The organism is Flavobacterium bomense, from assembly GCF_003970355.1.
Map to the genome: position 1 here is coordinate 137,679 of NZ_RYDJ01000003.1, position 19,438 is coordinate 157,116.

At 35.4% G+C, this 19,438-nt stretch carries 12 protein-coding genes; 8 read left to right on the top strand and 4 right to left on the bottom strand.

Features of this window, described 5'->3' with window-relative positions; genetic code table 11:
- The first annotated feature begins 1 nt into the window (after position 1).
- Positions 2–313, top strand: coding sequence for a DUF3467 domain-containing protein (locus tag EKL98_RS04645; RefSeq protein ID WP_126561661.1), 312 nt, complete (start codon positions 2–4; stop codon positions 311–313).
- A gap of 291 nt (positions 314–604) precedes the next feature.
- On the top strand, positions 605–970 hold the full coding sequence (locus tag EKL98_RS04650) for a hypothetical protein (RefSeq protein WP_126561662.1): 366 nt from the start codon (positions 605–607) through the stop codon (positions 968–970).
- A 137-nt stretch (positions 971–1,107) separates the two neighbouring features.
- On the opposite strand, the gene EKL98_RS04655 is transcribed toward EKL98_RS04650, so the two are convergent.
- The gene (locus tag EKL98_RS04655; protein WP_126463130.1) at positions 1,108–2,697 is read right to left on the bottom strand and encodes a peptide chain release factor 3; all 1,590 of its coding nucleotides are present in this window, start codon (positions 2,695–2,697) and stop codon (positions 1,108–1,110) included.
- A gap of 186 nt (positions 2,698–2,883) precedes the next feature.
- Entirely contained in the window at positions 2,884–4,326 is a 1,443-nt protein-coding gene (locus EKL98_RS04660; RefSeq protein ID WP_126561663.1) for an alpha-amylase, read from the bottom strand.
- 794 nt (positions 4,327–5,120) lie between these two features.
- Between EKL98_RS04660 and EKL98_RS04665 the strand changes: the two genes are divergently transcribed.
- The 5 genes from EKL98_RS04665 (at position 5,121) to EKL98_RS04685 (ending at position 15,350) form a co-directional block, all read left to right on the top strand.
- The gene (locus tag EKL98_RS04665; RefSeq protein WP_370272947.1) at positions 5,121–6,527 is read left to right on the top strand and encodes a peptidylprolyl isomerase; all 1,407 of its coding nucleotides are present in this window, start codon (positions 5,121–5,123) and stop codon (positions 6,525–6,527) included.
- Positions 6,528–6,777: 250 nt separating this feature from the next.
- On the top strand, positions 6,778–7,731 hold the full coding sequence (locus EKL98_RS04670) for an AAA family ATPase (protein ID WP_126561665.1): 954 nt from the start codon (positions 6,778–6,780) through the stop codon (positions 7,729–7,731).
- Between the two features lie 328 nt (positions 7,732–8,059).
- Positions 8,060–10,831: a bifunctional aconitate hydratase 2/2-methylisocitrate dehydratase gene (locus EKL98_RS04675; protein ID WP_126555933.1), complete on the top strand. Its 2,772-nt coding sequence runs from the start codon at positions 8,060–8,062 to the stop codon at positions 10,829–10,831.
- Positions 10,832–10,961: 130 nt separating this feature from the next.
- A complete protein-coding gene (locus EKL98_RS04680) occupies positions 10,962–13,229 on the top strand; it encodes an aconitate hydratase (protein WP_126561666.1) in 2,268 nt (755 codons plus the stop codon).
- Between the two features lie 660 nt (positions 13,230–13,889).
- A complete protein-coding gene (locus EKL98_RS04685; protein WP_126561667.1) occupies positions 13,890–15,350 on the top strand; it encodes a peptidoglycan endopeptidase in 1,461 nt (486 codons plus the stop codon).
- Positions 15,351–15,427: 77 nt separating this feature from the next.
- Here the strand turns inward: EKL98_RS04685 and EKL98_RS04690 are convergent, their stop codons facing one another.
- Both EKL98_RS04690 and EKL98_RS04695 read right to left on the bottom strand, forming a co-directional pair.
- Positions 15,428–15,895 carry a VOC family protein gene (locus EKL98_RS04690; protein WP_126561668.1) on the bottom strand — a complete coding sequence of 156 codons (468 nt, stop codon included), beginning with the start codon at positions 15,893–15,895 and terminating at the stop codon, positions 15,428–15,430.
- Between the two features lie 135 nt (positions 15,896–16,030).
- Positions 16,031–17,107: a glycosyltransferase family 9 protein gene (locus tag EKL98_RS04695; protein ID WP_126561669.1), complete on the bottom strand. Its 1,077-nt coding sequence runs from the start codon at positions 17,105–17,107 to the stop codon at positions 16,031–16,033.
- Positions 17,108–17,792: 685 nt separating this feature from the next.
- Between EKL98_RS04695 and EKL98_RS04700 the strand changes: the two genes are divergently transcribed.
- Entirely contained in the window at positions 17,793–19,205 is a 1,413-nt protein-coding gene (locus EKL98_RS04700) for a carbon starvation CstA family protein (protein ID WP_126463148.1), read from the top strand.
- Positions 19,206–19,438: the final 233 nt, after the last annotated feature.

Sequence of the window (19,438 nt, forward strand, 5' to 3'; positions counted from 1 at the left end):
TATGAGTAATTCAAATCAACAACAAGAACAAATCAACATTGAGTTGGATGAGAAAATTGCCGAAGGAATTTATTCCAATTTGGCTATAATCAATCATTCGTCTTCTGAATTTGTTTTAGATTTTGTAAGCATCATGCCCGGCATACCTAAGGCTAAGGTAAAAGCAAGAATTGTCTTGACACCACAGCATACTAAAAGATTGTTGAAAGCAATCGGAGAAAACATTCATCGTTTTGAAGTCGCTCATGGCGAAATAAAAGATACTGAACAAGCCCCGATTCCGCTTAATTTTGGTCCTGCGGGACAAGCATAATATCTTTAAAGGCTCCAGAAATGGAGCCTTTTTTATTTAAGGCTATTTTCTCAGTCTAGAATTATTGATTTCATTTCTGATTCGTGGTGTTAATTAGCTGTTTTTGTATGTAGGTTTTATGAATAAATTAGTATATCCAACCATCAAATCTTTGTTATACAGAACCTATTTGTACTTTGAACGGGTATAATGGCACTTCATCGAAAATATTTCCGACTCATTTATAAATGATATACTTTCGTGTTCGAGATGGAAAAAACACATTCTGTCTATTGTAAAATTGTAAGAGATATGAACTATTTATCTTTAAAAACAACTAAAAATGCAGGAAGTAATCGTTTCCTTTTGCTTGTTTTTATTCTAGTAACAAATATTTCTGTTTTTGCACAAACTGAGAAAAATTTAGTTGATGTGAATACAGTAGTAGTTGGTACAACTACAAAACAAGAGAATGTTTCAACAGTTTCTGCTTCAAATTCTAACAGTATGCATTTTATATTGTGGTTTATGGGTTCAAAACAAGATCCTAATAGCACAATTTCTATAGAAGGAATAAACGCTAAAAAACAAATAATCACATCAGGAGTTGCTCCAAATAGGCTGCTAATCAAGGCTTTCTTGAAAAAAGCGGTAAATTTAGAAAACATGATTGCTTGAGTATAATGCGATTTTAAAACATAAAAAAAACGCTAATTTCTAAAATTAGCGTTTTTTTATGCCTTTATTTTTTATGTCTGTGCTATTCAAGACCACCATTTAATTCCAGTAGGCAGGTGTTTACTTTATATTAAGAATTACTCAAATTCAGAAGTAAAGAATAACTTAACATTTGGATATTTATTTTGTGTCATTTGAATTGTGAAATCAGAATCAGCCAGAAATACTAATTGTCCGTATTTATCATGTGCCAAGAATTTTTGTTTGATTCTTCTGAATTCTTTGAACTCTTCGCTTTTTGGATCGTTTGGTTTTACCCAACATGCTTTGTGTACGGGGAAATTTTCATAGGTACATTTTGCTCCATATTCGTGTTCTAAACGGTATTGGATCACCTCGTATTGTAGGGCTCCAACCGTTCCAATGATTTTTCTGTTGTTCATTTCCAAAGTAAATAACTGCGCCACACCTTCATCCATTAACTGATCGATTCCTTTGTCCAGTTGTTTGGCTTTCATAGGATCAGCATTATTAATATATCGGAAATGTTCCGGGGAGAAACTCGGTATTCCTTTGAAACTCATAATTTCTCCTTCGGTCAATGTATCTCCAATTTTGAAATTTCCTGTATCATGTAAGCCAACAATATCACCTGGATAGGAAATGTCTACAATTTCTTTCTTTTCGGCAAAAAAAGCATTTGGACTCGAAAATTTTAAGTTTTTCTTCTGACGCACGTGGTAATACGGTTTGTTTCTTTCGAAAGTTCCGGATACTATTTTTATAAAGGCCAGACGATCTCTGTGTTTTGGATCCATATTGGCATGGATTTTAAACACAAATCCTGTCATTTTTTCCTCTTTGGGATCTACTAATCGGGTTTCCGAATCTTTTGGTCTTGGTGATGGGGCAATTTGAACAAAACAGTCCAATAATTCTCTAACTCCAAAATTATTCAATGCCGAACCAAAAAATACAGGTTGTAGTTTTCCGTCTAAATAATCCTGACGATCAAATTTAGGATAAACTTCATCAATCAACTCTAGTTCTTCCCGCAAGCTGTCAGCTGGTTTTTGACCGATAATTTTCTCTAATTCCGGATTTTTAACATCGGAAAAAGCAATTGTTTCTTCAATATTTTTACGGCTGTCACCGCTAAATAAGTTGATGTTTTGTTCCCAAAGGTTGTAGATTCCTTGAAAATCATAGCCCATTCCTATTGGGAAACTTAATGGCGTAACTGTTAAACCTAGCTTTTGTTCCACTTCATCCATCAAGTCAAAAGCGTCTTTTCCTTCTCGGTCTAATTTATTGATGAATACGATAATTGGAATTTTTCGCATTCTACAAACGGCCACTAATTTCTCTGTTTGTTCTTCAACACCTTTGGCAACATCAATTACAACAATAACGCTGTCAACAGCTGTTAAGGTTCTAAAAGTGTCCTCCGCAAAATCCTTGTGACCTGGCGTATCGAGAATGTTTATCTTTTTGTCTTTATAATTGAAAGCCAAAACCGAAGTAGAAACCGAAATTCCTCTCTGGCGTTCAATTTCCATAAAGTCACTGGTAGCTCCTTTTTTGATTTTATTGTTTTTTACAGCACCAGCCTCTTGAATCGCACCACCAAAAAGGAGGAGTTTTTCTGTAAGTGTTGTTTTTCCGGCATCAGGATGTGAGATAATCCCAAAAGTTCTTCTGCGTTGTATTTCTTCTAAAAAGCCCATATTTATATCAATAGTGTGCAAAAGTACTATTTATAAATGCCAATTAAAAAAATGTATCCTCTTAATTAATGATGTGGGTTTTGAAAATGGATTTCAGTCGATTTTTTTAAATTTTATTAGATAGCTTATGACGCTATTAGGTATAAAAAAGGCTGTCAAAATAGACAGCCTTTAAAATAGTTTGGGTTACATGTTTGTCGACCAGATGGAATATCCATTTGGGGGACACTGTATTTTGACCCATTTGTCTGCTTGAGTAGTCGGCTGCCAAGTTGAATTACCTGTAAAATCTTTGATTTGAGCATTAGTCCAGTTGGTCTGAATCCATCGTTCTTGCCAAGTGGATGAATTATTGATGTAAACCACTAATCCGGGATTGCCGTTATATCCGTTTCTACGGGCGATGTATTCATCAGTATCAGTATATAAAATAGAGGTGTTGCCAGTAGCTTTATTGTTATGAATCCAAATTAAGTTATTCATTTTCGTTTTATTAAGCCATTCTTCGTAATCTCGGTAAAAAATAGTTGGGTATCCTTCATGCGTTAAGATGTAGGCATACGCTAGCTCTTTTTTCCAAATTTCATCAGTGTCATGGTTGGTGACAAAAGTAACCGCTTTGTGCGGGTTTCTTTTCCACATCATGTCGTCATTCAAAATATTTAGGTTGTTTCCGTCGAAAGCATCGTTCATTTTATAATAGCACGCAAAATCAAAAACGGAACTGTTGGCATTATTCGCCCAATCATTCAGTATGTTTACGTTAGAATCCCATAATTCACCAACGGAGAAACCACCAACGTTTGCATTCCAATCTTTTATGACCCACGGAGCAAAACCTTTTACGTAATCAAATCTCCATCCATCAAATTTCATTGTGTTTTTATAGTATTTCCCTACTCCGTCTGCTCTTTTCCAAAGCCAGTCTTGTACATTTGGTACTACATGGGCTAAATCTGGAAATCCCCCAAAGGAACCTTCGTCATTATTACCGTACGCATTTTTATAGAAATCAGCACTGGTTCTTGGAAATTTTCCAGAAGCAACACCGGTAAAGTTTGTGTAGGTTTGTGTTCCTGTAAAAGGGTTGTTTTCTAATTGTCCGCCACTGTTGTGATTCAGTACCATATCCGCATAAACCTGCATGTTTTCAGAATGTACTTTTGTAATCAGGCTTTCTAATTCAGCACGGGAACCAAATCTGGTTTCTACCGTACCATTTTGATTGAAATTCCCAAAATCAAAATAGTCAGTAGGATCGTAGCCCATAGAAAACGGTCCGTTTTGAGCTTTTGATACCGGAGGAAGCCAGATAGAGCCAATGCCGGCATTTGACCAATCTGTTATTTTTGTATTTACAGTATTCCACCAGTTTCCACCGGCAGGTACATCCCAGTAGAAAGCTTGTATCATTACACCACCTCCGGGATTTGCAACATATCTTCCAGTTGGTATATTAGTTGATGCTCCAGTGCTGAATGGCCGTCCGTCGTGATTAGTGACATTAACCACTTTGAATTGTGTTGCCGTTTCAGTTGGATTGTCTGCCAGATCATCATTTGAATTACAGGAGTACAAGCCAGCAAGTAAAGCGGTCAATAAATAAATTTTGAAATTTGGTTTTTTCATAAAACGATAAATTAAGGTAGTTAATAAATTTGGGACATTTTAATTAAAATCGATTAGGATGCGTATTAAGTCTATAAGATTCATTATGAAAGAATAGATTGCGATTTAAATCATAATTTTATTTAAATCAAAACAAAAAGCATTAAATAATAGTGATAATATATTTTTTAAGTTTATTTTTTAAATAAATATCATTTTTAGCTAATTTATAAAAATTATCAAAGGACTCGTAAAGCAGTGCTTTTAATTTGTAGCGATAACGTTGTAGTGTTGAGAACTTTTTAAATAAGGATCCTTATAATGAGGTTTTTAAAGCTGGATTTTTGTTTTTGAAGTAAAAAGGTTAAAGTTTTATCTTTTAGATTGTTTGAACGGAACAGCAGATGCGCGAGTAAAGAGGTTTCATAATTAGTAAGAGCTGGGAAAAAGAAGAAAATAATTGATTGCCGTTTCGATAGCATAAATGTAAGGAATAGGGAGTCCTTTATTTAGGTCTTTAAAAGTCTCTTTTTTAGGATTTAGAAGCGGAAACAAACAGGGAATAATTGGGTGTATAAATTTTTGTTAATAGTAGTACGGAAACTTGTATTATATAATTGAATTGTTATTTTTGTCTCTTTTAAATTTAAAAAAAAGGAAGTAATTTGGAATGCAAATGCAATTCATTTCCTGAAGCTTAAAAGTGTATATTTGGCAAAAATTAATATTGCTTTTACAAGCCATACTTTAAAGTCGGGAATATAAATCCTTCATTATAAAAATAAACTAGAAAAATGCCAATAAAACACATACAAATGAAATTTATTAATAAAATTGTTCTTCCTTTTTTTCTTTTGCTATTTTCCAGTGGCCTTTTACAGGCACAAGAAATCATTAAGGATACTGTAATCGTTCCTATTAAAAAAACGCAATCTACTGGGAAGCAAAAAATTGATGGGGTTATTGGTACCGTAGGAGATTATATTATATTAGATTCGGATATTGACAAGTCATATCTTGAAATTTCTAGTCAGGGAGGTTCTGTAAAAGACATTACAAGATGCCAAATGTTAGGGAAGTTATTAGAAGATAAATTGTATGCGCACCAAGCCATTCAGGATAGTATCGTAGTGACTGATGCCGAAGTAAAAGGTATGATGGAAGAACGATTGAGCTATATGACAGAGCAAATCGGGTCGCTGGAAAAAGTGGTGGAGTATTATAAAAAAGATTCGGAAGAAGAATTCAGAACCTATTTCTCAGATATTCTAAAAGAGAATAAGCTCACGTCAGAAATGCAGAAGAAAATTATTGAAGCAGTAGAAATTACACCGGAAGAAGTTCGTAATTTCTTTAAAAAGATACCTGCCGCTGATCTTCCTTTTTTTGGAGCAGAAATGGAAGTGTCACAAATTATAATTACTCCCAAAGTTTCAGCTGCCGATAAACAAAAGGTAATTGATCGATTGAATTTGTTTAAAAAAGAAATATTAGAAGGATCTAGCTTTTCAACTAAAGCCGTATTGTATTCTCAAGATCCCGGTTCAAGAGCAAATGGAGGCTATTATAAAATGAACAGGAAGACCCCTTTTGTAAAAGAGTTTAAAGAAGTAGCTTTCAGTCTGGCTGAGGGAGAGATATCCGCTCCTTTTGAAACTGATTTTGGGTTTCACATTATTTACATAGAAAAGATAAAAGGACAAGAAGTAGAATTGCGTCACATATTATTGAGTCCAACTGTAACAGAGGAAGCTTTGAATGAAGCTAAAGAAAAAATCACTTTGATCAGAAAAAGAATCGAAGATAAAGAAATTACTTTTGAGGAAGCAGCAAGAACTTTATCTGACGAGAAAGAAACAAGAGCTAATGGAGGCGCATTGATTAATCCAAAAACGCAGGATACCCGTTTTGAATTGACGAAAATGGACCCCGCTTTTTACAGTCAAGTGTCAAATTTGAAAGAAGGCGAGATTTCACTTCCCATTTTAGACCAAGGTGAAGAAGGTAAAAAGAAATTCAAATTGATTACCGTGACCAATAGAATAGAAGAGCATACTGCTGATTACGCAAATGATTACATCAAAATTAAAGATTTAGCTTTGAAAGACAAGCAAATTACAGCTATTGGAAAATGGTTTGGAGATAAAATTAAAGAAACGTATATCAAAATCATTGGAGAATACAGAGATTGTGCTTTTACAAACAACTGGATAAAGAAATAATTTACCACAAGAACACATTAAGTAATAACCATGGTATAATGTCGTATTTTAAAATCAGGATAAAATCATGTAAAAATCTGATTTAAAGCTGTTTTTCTTAAAGTTAATTCTTTTGACTTTACGACTTTTAAACTTTCGACTTACTTATGTGAGAGGAATCGCAAACATTTTTTTTTCAATAAAATAAATAAAAAGAGTTAGTTTTATGATTTCATAACGCTAACTCTTTTTTAATTTTAAATTTTTATAAATGTCAGACGTAGCAGCAATACACAACCTAGTTCAAAAAAGGAATGAGCTGAAAAAGGAAATCGCAAAAATCATAGTGGGACAGGATGCTGTAGTAGATCAAATTTTGCTTTGTATTTTTTCTGGGGGACATGCTTTGTTAGTAGGAGTGCCTGGATTAGCTAAAACATTAATGGTAAATACGCTGGCACAAGCATTAGGTCTTGATTTTAAAAGAATTCAGTTTACACCGGATTTGATGCCCTCTGATATTTTGGGCAGTGAAATATTAGAGGAGAACCGCCAATTTAAATTTATAAAAGGGCCTATTTTTTCTAATATTGTTCTGGCAGATGAGATAAACCGAACACCACCCAAAACGCAGGCAGCCTTGCTGGAAGCCATGCAGGAGCGCGCTGTTACTATTGCTGGGGAGAATTACAAGTTAGCCTTGCCTTATTTTGTTTTGGCCACGCAAAACCCAATAGAACAAGAAGGAACATATCCTTTGCCTGAAGCTCAATTGGATCGGTTTATGTTTGCTATAAAGCTGGAATATCCTTCTTTTGCAGAGGAAGTTCAAGTAGTAAAACGCACGACATCAGACATGAAAAACACGATCAATCCATTATTTACTGCACAAGAAATTATTGATTTTCAACATTTGATTCGCAGAATTCCCGTGGCTGATAATGTAATTGAATATGCCGTGACATTAGTGAGTAAAACTCGTCCTGAAAATCCATTATCAAATGAGTTTGTAAAAAACTATCTCGATTGGGGAGCGGGGCCCCGAGCATCTCAAAATTTGATTTTGGCAGCCAAAGCCAACGCTGCTTTCAATGGAAAATTTTCGCCGGATATTGAAGATGTGAAAGCGGTAGCCACCGGGATTTTACGCCATCGAATTATTAAAAATTACAAAGCAGATGCCGAAGGAATTACCGAAGAAATGATAATTGCTAAGTTGGTTTGACTTTTTTTTGGTACTCGGTTCTTATTTTTAGACAGGAACTACAACGTTTTCTTAGTTATAATGGTTTTTATGATCTGATACTAGTTAGAATGTAATTAATTCTTTAGGGATTAATCAGTTTATAGTTAAATTTTTTAAAATTATTTAATTATAAAGGGTAAAAATCAGTATTTAGTAATAATATCATTTGAAAAAACCACATCTATTAATTTTTTTTAAATATCATCTTAAAGAGCTAAATTTGCGACGCGAATAAAAACTACGCATCATGGCTTTTAATTTTGAGTACATTAAAATAAATAGCTTTTAACATTGAAAACAATTTACTATGAACATTTATAACGATTATCTGAAAGAAATCGAAGACAGAAAAACTCAGGGACTTAATCCAAAGCCAATTGATAGCGCTGATTTAGTAAGCGAAATCATTATGCAAATTAAAGATTCAAATAACGCAAATCGCAAGGATTCAATTTCGTTTTTTATTTATAATACGGTTCCTGGGACAACACCTGCAGCTGGCGTAAAAGCGTCTTTTTTGAAGGAGATTGTTCTTGGTGAATCAGTAGTGGATGAAATAACACCAGCTTTTGCATTAGAGTTATTATCACAGATGAAAGGTGGTCCTTCAATCAAAGTTTTGCTTGACTTAGCTTTAGGAAATGAAATCACAATTGCAAAAGTGGCGGCAGAAGTTCTAAAGACACAAGTATTTCTTTATGAAGCTGATACCGATCGCTTAGAGGCGGCATTTAAAAACGGTAGTGCGTTTGCAAAGGAAATTTTAGTGAGTTACGCTAAGGCGGAATTCTTTACGAAGCTGCCAGAGGTGGTTGAGGAAATTCAGGTTGTTACCTATGTTGCTGGTGAAGGAGATATTTCGACAGATTTACTTTCTCCGGGTAACCAAGCACATTCACGCTCTGATCGTGAGCTACATGGGAAATGTTTGATTTCGCCTGAAGCTCAAGGTGAAATTAAAGCGCTTCAAGCGCAACACCCAGACAAAAGTGTTATGTTGATTGCCGAAAAAGGAACTATGGGTGTAGGCTCTTCAAGGATGTCAGGAGTGAATAATGTGGCTCTTTGGACAGGTAAAAAAGCAAGTCCTTATGTCCCATTCATAAACATAGCTCCAATTGTTGCTGGAACTAACGGTATTTCCCCAATTTTCCTTACTACTGTTGATGTGACGGGTGGTATTGGTCTGGATCTTCAAAACTGGGTTAAGAAAACAGATGCAAATGGAACGGTAGTCCGCAATGAAAATGGTGAGCCTATTTTGGAAGAAGTTTATTCTGTTGCAACAGGAACAGTGCTGACCATAAATACAAAAACTAAGAAGCTCTATAACGGCGATAAAGAATTAATTGATATTTCTAAGGCATTTACGCCTCAGAAAATGGAATTTATTAAAGCGGGTGGATCTTACGCTATTGTATTTGGAAAAAAACTACAAACTTTTGCATCAAAGACTTTAGGAATTGATATCGTATCGGTATTTGCTCCGTCAAAAGAAATTTCTATTGAAGGACAAGGTCTTACCGCTGTAGAAAAAATATTTAATAAAAATGCAGTTGGTTCAACACCAGGTAAAGTTTTACATGCAGGTTCTGATGTGCGCGTTACAGTAAACATAGTAGGTTCGCAAGATACTACAGGCTTAATGACTTCTCAGGAATTAGAGTCTATGGCTGCTACTGTGATTTCTCCAATTGTTGATGGTGCATACCAATCCGGTTGTCATACAGCATCAGTTTGGGATAATAAATCCAAAGCAAACATTCCAAGATTGATGAAGTTTATGAATGATTTTGGTTTGATTACAGCTCGTGACCCTAAAGGGAACTATCACGCAATGACTGATGTGATTCACAAGGTTCTTAATGACATTACTGTTGATGAGTGGGCGATTATTATTGGGGGTGACTCTCATACGAGAATGTCTAAAGGGGTTGCCTTTGGAGCTGATTCAGGAACAGTTGCACTCGCGCTAGCTACGGGTGAGGCTTCAATGCCAATTCCGGAATCAGTAAAAGTTACCTTTAAAGGGGATATGAAAGAATATATGGATTTCCGTGATGTTGTTCATGCTACCCAATCTCAAATGCTGAAGCAATTTGGTGGAGAGAATGTATTTCAAGGACGAATTATTGAGGTTCATTTAGGAACACTCACTGCCGATCAGGCCTTTACTTTTACAGATTGGACTGCAGAAATGAAGGCGAAAGCTTCTATTTGTATTTCTGAGGATGATACTTTGATCGAATCATTAGAGATTGCCAAAGGCAGAATCCAGATCATGATTGACAAAGGAATGGATAACGAGAACCAAGTTCTTAAAGGATTAATTGCTATCGCTAATAATAGAATCGCAGCCATCAGATCAGGTGATAAACCAGCTTTGATACCGGATGCTAATGCAAAATATTTTGCGGAAGTTGTAATCGATTTAGATATCGTTGCTGAGCCTATGATTGCAGATCCAGACGTAAATAACGCGGATGTTTCTAAGCGTTATACGCACGATACCATTAGGCCACTTTCTTTTTACGGTGGTGTAAAAAAAGTAGATCTTGGTTTTGTAGGATCTTGTATGGTACACAAAGGCGATTTAAAGATTCTTTCTCAAATGCTAAAAAATATAGATGAGCAACACGGTAAAGTAGAGTTTAAAGCACCGCTTGTTGTTGCGCCTCCTACTTATAATATTGTAGATGAACTTAAAGCTGAAGGAGACTGGGAAGTTTTACAAAAGTATTCTGGTTTTGAATTTGATGATAATGCTCCTAAAGGCGAGGCACGTACAGGATATGAAAATATTCTATACCTAGAGCGTCCAGGCTGTAATTTATGTATGGGTAACCAAGAAAAAGCAGCAAAAGGAGATACTGTAATGGCAACATCTACTCGCCTTTTCCAAGGAAGAGTTGTTGAAGATACGGAAGGTAAAAAAGGAGAATCGTTACTTTCATCAACACCGGTTGTTGTGTTGTCTACAATTTTAGGCAGAACCCCAACTCTTGAGGAATACAAAGCTGCAGTAAAAGGTATAAATCTAACGCAGTTTGCACCATCTCATAAGTTATTGGTTAGGTAATAATTAATTTTTGTTAATACTATTAAAAAGCTTGGGTCTTTCGACAGACTCAGGCTTTTTTTATTTTAATAGGTCTTCATTTTTTTTGTACCTTGTGGTTCTAAAATATAATAACAGAAAATAATTAGATATGGCTTTTGATATTGAAATGATTAAAAAAGTGTATGACAACATGACTACTCGTGTTGATAAAGCACGCGAAATAGTTGGCCATCCGCTTACATTAACGGAGAAAATATTGTACAATCACCTTTGGGATGGAATGCCTTCACAAGCTTTTACCCGAGGTGCTGATTATGTTGATTTTGCTCCAGACAGAGTAGCTTGTCAAGATGCAACCGCTCAAATGGCATTATTGCAGTTCATGCATGCCGGTAAAACTAAAGTAGCGGTTCCTACAACAGTGCATTGTGATCACTTGATCCAGGCAAAAGTGGATGCAGTAACTGATTTGGCCAGAGCAAAAACACAAAGTAATGAAGTGTTTGAATTTCTTTCTTCAGTATCTAATAAATACGGAATTGGTTTCTGGAAACCAGGAGCCGGAATTATTCACCAGGTAGTGCTTGAAAATTATGCATTCCCAGGCGGAATGATGATTGGTACCGATTCACACACTGTTAATGCAGGCGGTTTAGGAATGGTAGCCATTGGTGTTGGTGGTGCTGATGCGGTTGATGTGATGTCAGGAATGGCTTGGGAATTAAAATTTCCTAAATTAATTGGAGTAAAATTAACTGGAAAACTTTCCGGTTGGACAGCGCCAAAAGACGTAATCCTTAAAGTAGCCGGTATTCTTACTGTAAAAGGTGGGACAGGTGCTATCGTGGAGTATTTTGGTGAAGGTGCTACTTCTATGTCTTGTACTGGAAAAGGAACTATCTGTAATATGGGTGCCGAAATTGGTGCTACTACTTCTACATTTGGTTATGACGCTTCCATGGGGCGTTATTTGCGTTCTACTAATAGAGCTGATGTAGCAGATGCAGCGGATAAAATTGCACCGTACTTAACAGGTGATGCTGAAGTTTATGCAAATCCAGAATTGTATTTTGACCAAGTAATCGAAATCAACTTAGACGAATTAGAACCCCATTTAAACGGTCCTTATACCCCTGATTTAGCTACTCCAATTTCTAAAATGAAAGAAGAAGCAATCAAAAATAACTGGCCTTTGAAAATTGAAGTAGGTTTGATAGGTTCTTGTACCAACTCTTCCTACGAAGATATCGCTCGTGCTGCTTCATTGGCAAAACAAGTTACAGATAAAAATTTAAAAATAAAATCTGAATTTACCATTACTCCAGGATCTGAAGTAGTTCGTTATACCATAGAACGTGACGGATTTATCGATATTTTCGATAAAATGGGAGCAACAGTTTTTGCGAACGCTTGCGGACCGTGTATCGGAATGTGGGATAGAGAAGGAGCTGAAAAAGAAGAGCGCAACACAATTGTTCACTCTTTCAATCGTAACTTCTCCAAACGTGCCGATGGAAATCCAAACACTTTGGCATTTGTAGGCTCTCCTGAATTGGTAACCGCTTTGGCGATTGCCGGAGATCTGGGTTTCAACCCATTGACGGATACCTTAATTAATGAAAATGGGGAAGAAGTAATGCTGGATGCGCCAACAGGAAATGAATTACCTCCAAAAGGCTTTGATGCCGAAGATCCAGGTTTTCAAGCGCCAGCTGTTGATGGTTCAGGAGTTCAGGTTTCTGTTAGTGAAACTTCAGAGCGCTTGCAATTGTTAGCTCCGTTTTTGCCTTGGGATGGAAAAAATATTACAGGGGCTAAATTATTGATCAAAGCTTTCGGAAAATGTACTACAGATCACATTTCTATGGCTGGGCCATGGTTGCGTTTCCGTGGGCATTTAGATAACATCTCTAATAATATGTTGATTGGTGCCATCAATGCATTCAACCAAAAACCCAATACCGTTAAAAATCAGTTGACTGGTACTTACGATGCAGTTCCGGCTGTAGCGCGTGCTTACAAAGCGGCAGGTGTTCCTTCGATTGTTGTGGGCGATCACAACTATGGGGAAGGATCTTCTCGTGAACATGCAGCAATGGAGCCGCGTTTCTTAGGTGTGAAAGCTGTATTGGTAAAATCATTTGCTCGTATTCATGAAACAAACCTTAAAAAACAAGGCCTTTTAGGATTGACATTTGCTACTGAAGCGGATTACGATAAAATCCAGGAAGATGACACCATCAACTTCACAGACTTAATTGATTTTGCTCCGGGAAAACCATTAACATTAGAATTTGTTCACGCTGATGGAACTAAAGATATTATCTTGGCAAACCACACGTACAACGCAGGACAAATTGGTTGGTTCATTGCAGGTTCAGCCTTAAACTTGATTGCTGCTGCCGGAAAAGCATAAGCATTCAAATAATTTATTTCAAAACTCTCAAGGAAACTTGGGAGTTTTTTTTTGGAGCTATTTCCTGCTCTCCGTTTCAAGCTTTTTCGTGAAATTACATTTTTTTTAGATAAAAAGGAGCTTCCTTTGGTCGCTCTTTTTTATCTAAAAAAAATGTAATTTCACTTCAAAAGGCTTTCCACTTCCATCAGGGCTATGACAAACTAACAGTGTTATTATTTTGAATAAAGAATAGATTTTACTCAAAAAAATATTAAAAAATTACAAAAAAGGTATGAAATGTTCTTTTTGGACGTTAAAAGTTAAAAAAAAGAGAAGTCCTTAAGTTATAAGACTTATATTAGCTTTTTTGTAAAATAAAATTCATCGATTTTTTTCGGCTAGTAATACTGATTCGCACTCCATTAAGTGGCTTGTTTTTTAGATCAGTAGTACCATAGTATTGTAAGATTCCTTTTTGAGTTCTTGCGATGAATTAGAATAAGATCATTCAAAATTTTACAAACACAGAATCAGGTTTTTTTATAAAAAAGGTGTTTTTCCACCCTTTTTTTATAAATAGAAAAAATATAAGCAAATAAACCAAAGCGAAATTTAATAATTATATCCCGAAATCGCTTTTGAGGAATACATAGGATAAGTAATTTGAAAGAGAAGAGTATGAGTGTAAGAGTAATTGTAGCGTTTTTTTTATTTAATAGTATAGTTCTTTTTTCACAGGAAAAAATTATAAAACATACCATCGTAAAAGGGGAAACAATATCGAGTATTGCTGAGCGCTATGAAGTGAAACAAAACGCCATTTACAAACTAAATCCTAAAGCCAAAAATCTTTTAAAGCTTAATTCAGTATTGTTAATTCCAATTATAGATCTGAAAAAAACCACTACAAAAACGAATACTCCCTTAAAATATGCTACTAAAGAGCACGAAGTACTCGCTAAACAGACTCCGTACGGAATTGCAAAGGAATACGGAATATCTCTGGCAGAATTAAACCAATCCAATCCTGAACTAGAAGCTAAAGGACTCCAAATAGGACAAAAAATCACCATTCCGGGAACCGCAGTTACAACCTCAAAAGTGGTTGTTTCTCCATCTAAAAAAGCAACTTTTACACCAGAAATAGTCCTAGACACTGAAGCAACTAATAAACAAATTTCTGAAATTTTGATACGGGAAGTTTTATCAAAAGAAACCAAATATTCCATTGCAAAACAGTACGGAATCACCATTGGTGAATTAGACAAAGCCAATCCTGCAATAGGCGTTAAACCACTTCGGGTAGGACAAAAAATCAATATTCCCGGGACTCAGTTACCCGTTACTCAAACAGCTGTAGTATTGCAGGAAGAGATTAAGGTACAAACAGCAGCACCTAAAGCCAGTTTATCTGTTGATCCTGTTGGGCCGGAAATCACAACAACCGTAGTTTTACAGTCAAAAAATGATGTACCCGTACTATCAACGGAGGGCGAAGAGAAGGAAGATTTTCAACGTATTGTGCGGGAAGTAATGCCTAAAGAGACTAAGTATTCCATTGCAAAACAGTATGGGATTACGGTTAAGGAATTAGAGAAACAAAATCCAGATGTGAAAAGAAAACTTCCCATAGGGTACAAGTTAATGATTCAGTCTCCTCGTGTACTATTAGAGAATAATAATGCTGAGGGTAATGGTATTATTGCGCAAACTAAACCGGAATTACACCCGTTTACCAAGCCTGTTTTTAATCATGATTTTCTAGATCAATTGATTGAGCATGCCTCCGAAAATATAGGAACCAGATACCGGATGGGCGGAACCACAAAATCTGGGTTTGACTGTTCTGGCTTGATGTGTACTACTTTTGAGGCATTTGATATTAAGTTGCCAAGAACATCAATAGCTCAATCCAGTTTTGGAACAAAGATTAATACGGAAGAAGCTAAAAAAGGGGATTTGATTTTCTTTAAGACAAATGGAAGGCGCCAAATTAATCATGTAGGGATGGTTGTAGAAGTTTGTGAAGGAGAGATAAAATTTATTCACGCCTCAGTGAGCAGTGGTGTTATCATTTCCTCTACAAAAGAAAAATATTATGAAAAAAACTTTACTCAAATAAATCGAGTGTTGCAGTAAAGCGCTTTTTAAAAAAATTATAAAATACCAAAGCTTTTTCAGGTAACTGAAAAGGCTTTGGTGTTTTTAGGGCTTAATTATTTAGGAAGTGCTTCACTATTTATTTCAATCCAATATCCATCAGGATCCTGAATGTAGATTTGTCTGATACCATCAGCTCGAACAGTAATTTTATCAAGTGTGCCCGGCCAATCTGAATAGGTAATGTTTAGGGTTTTTAATGCCGAAATCAATGCGTCAAAGTTGGCAGATTTAAAGGCTAAGTGGACTGCTTTATTGATTTTTACAGGTTCTTTAATCGTAGATACGAGATGTAATTCTTTTCCGTCACCTAAAGAAACCCAACGAATGCCTTCTTTTTTTGTAAGGTTTGTGATTTCTGAAAGATGTAAAATATTCTTGTAGAAATCAACCGATCGGTCTAGGTCTTTTACGGAAAGGGCAATATGATCTAATTTCAGGGAAAAGGAATTAGTGTTTTGCGCATAAATACTTGATGTACAGGCAAAAGTGAATAATAGTGTGGCTAAAAATGTGGTTTTCATAGTGTTAAATAGAATTAAGCGGTTTTAGTTTTAGGTGACTGTCCACAAAGTAGACTAAGTTTACTGCCTGCAATGGCTTCAAAAAAGGGAATCAGGCCGTTTTATATTCAATTGATGTATCTTGAAGCAATTGTTTTATAATTTTGATTTTGTGGAATAATTTGGTTTAAGCAAGATACTATTTATCACGTTGATTAATTCCTGCGTGCTGCTGGTATTCGTATTTACTGCACTACTGTTAGTACCATAAGGCGCATATATGTTTTGATTTTCTCGTGAAAAAAGTCCAATTGTTGGTGTTAGGGCTGAACTGGCTAAATGCATGATCCCACTATCAGCTCCAATAAAAAGTTTAGTATTTGCAATTACGGAGGCAATTTCTCGAATGTCTTTACTGTAAAATGTAGTTGCTTTAAAACCTATTTGGGAAATATTCTCAACGGGTAAAACCTCAATGATGTTATACTCTTGGTATTCTGTTTTTAACCTTTCATAGCATTCTTCCCACCAGGTTTCTGAATAGCATTTGTCATCTGTTGCATAGGTAAAGATGCAAATCGTCTCTTTGTCATTTTTGACTAGTTCTTGGACTATTTTTTGACCTTCAGCATGCTCAGCAAGACTCAATTTAAGATCTAACGGTGGTACTGTATTTTTATTTTCCGGGAATCCCAGAGTGGTCAAAAAGTTTCTGAATTCATATACCGGGTATTTTGCAATATGCTTGTAATCGGGATGATTTAACGATATGTCTTTATCAAGCGCTCCAAAAAATTTATATTTGGCATCTGCAAATTGAGCGGATAATCGTCCAGAAGAGGAGTTTTTATCCACATTGATGACAATGTCATATTTTTGTTTTTTAATTCGTATCCAAACCTTAAAATATTCAACAAGATTTTTGAATGGTTTTTTGGGAAGTTCAATTACGGTATCGATATTGGTATATTTTTCAAATACAATTGGTGCTAAACCACCTTTTACAAACAAATCAATCTTGCAGTCCGGAAAAGTAGCTATTACATCTTGAACAAGTGGGGTAATGAGCAACAGATTTCCCAATCTGTGGTTGGGTCTGGAAATTAAAACTCTTTTGATCTCTACTTTTTGAGTCCAATCAACTTTTTGATTCTTTTGTGAATTACCAATATTTTTAGTTAGGCCTTGTGTTGCAATTCTTCGGAATGCATTTATTTTTTTTAAGATACTCATGCGTTTAAAATAGAATTTAGAATTGAACTTTACTATTATTTATCAAAGGAATCAAGTGGTGCATAGTACGGTTCCGGAATGTAAACAATCGGAACACCTCAAAAGGTACTCGGTACGCAACAAATGTACAATTTAGATCGAAACAATGCTGTTTCTAGTCTTTATTATAATAGATTGGTTCAGTGAATTTATGAGCTATGAGCCAAGTGTATGTGTGAAGCGGTACTCAAATGAGTTTTGAATTCAAAAGTATTTTTATATATGGGTTCCAGCAGAAATACAGATTGGCCAAAGTCTGCCAGCTAAACTATATTACACACGATTTTTGTCTGGGTTCTGTTGTAATGAAGATTGTTGTAAAAATAGAACAATAAGTATCACCTCGGTATTTTATAAATTGGCACACCACATCAATTCGTACAAAGAGTGGCAAGTGTATTTTAATTTTGTGAAATGGTAGGGATATATGTAGGATATAGAAAGTCCTTATTTCTCTTTTGAATAAAAATAATTGAGCTATTCTTAAAAAAGCGTAATAAGAGCTATTATAATTGCATTTTTCGTAAAAAAACTGAATAAGTATGTAAATAGGTTTGTTTTAGTTAAAAAAATCTAAATTATTGGTGCGTTACCTTGGATACCAAGTTTGATGTCATATATTTAAAAGATCTAAACTATTTAAACTATGATTACTTTTATTATTGCAATTTTTTTATTGATTTTTGGTTACATCATCTACGGTAAATTTGTAGAGAGAAATTTCAAGATCGACGAGAACAAAACGACGCCGGCAAATGCACTTACTGATGGGGTCGATTTTGTTCCCATGAGTAGTAACAAAAACTCATTCATACAAATATTAAATATTGCGGGAGTGGGGCCTATTTTCGGTCCTATTTTAGGAGCTCTATATGGACCATCAGCTTTTATCTGGATCGTTTTAGGATCCATTTTTGCAGGGGGTGTGCATGATTACTTGACGGGAATGATTTCTATGCGGTACGGTGGTGCACATTTACCGGAATTAGCGTCTCGGTTTTTGGGCAAGTATTTTAGTCACGTTGTTAACTTTTTTGCCCTTCTTTTACTGGTTTTAGTTGGTACCGTATTTGTTTCGGCACCTGCCAAAATGATTAATGAATTAGTGGGAAATGATGCAGACATTTATCTAATTATTGTGTTCTTAATCTTCCTGTACTATATTATTGCGACCGTTTTGCCTATTGATAAAGTGATCGGTAAGATATATCCGATTTTAGGTTTTTTGCTATTGATAAGTGCCTTGGGTATTTGTATCGGGATGTTTATGTTTGGGAATCCAATCCCTGAACTAACCTTAGAAAATCTGCATCCAAAAGGAATTCCTTACTATCCGGTAATATTTTTGACTATATCCTGTGGTGCTTTATCCGGATTTCATGCCACGCAGTCCCCTATAATTTCTAGGACGATAAACAACGAAAAAGACGGTAGAAAAATTTTCTACGGAATGATGATTGTTGAGGCGGTTATTGCAATGATTTGGGCTGCAGCAGCAATGAGTTTGTTTCATGGAAACGATCTTAGTTTGTTGCTTGAAAACGGTGGTCCAGCTGCTGTTGTAAATAAAATTTCGGTAACGTTCTTAGGGACTATTGCTGGGACAATCGCAGTTTTAGGGGTGATTGTTTTACCAATTACTTCCGGTGATACATCGTTTAGAGCCGCAAGAATGATTATTGCTGATTATTTCAAAATTGATCAAAAGCTGTTGAAAAACCGTTTTATGGTTGCTACTCCACTTTTTGTAATCTCCTTTATTTTAACCAAAATGGATTTTGAATTGTTGTGGAGGTATTTTTCTTGGGCCAATCAAGTAACTGCAGGGATTGCTCTATGGATTGGTGCGGTGTATTTGTACCAAAGAAAAACTAACTATATGGTAGCTCTAGTGCCTGCTTTTTTCATCAGCTCTGTCATTGGTTCTTACCTTTGTTATGATCCTACTATAGGTTTTGGATTAGATATCAGTATTTCTAACACAGTAGGAATTTTATTCTCAATTGCTTTGACGGTATTGTTTTTTAGTGTGTTGACAAAAAGGAAATCAACATTATAGTTGCCTTAAAGTCTGCTGTATGATGTATGAAAGCAGTGTAAATCCAGGCATGATGCTAATTATAACAGGATAGGTATAATTTAATATTGAATGGGTATGGACAGAGAGCGAGTTATACTAAGCAAATGCTGTTTGTGTAGCAGTAAAACGATTTTTATACCTTTCAGTTAGCACGTATTGGACCTTAGATTTTTATAATATAGAACTAATGTAAATTAGTCTTTTGGTTGAGA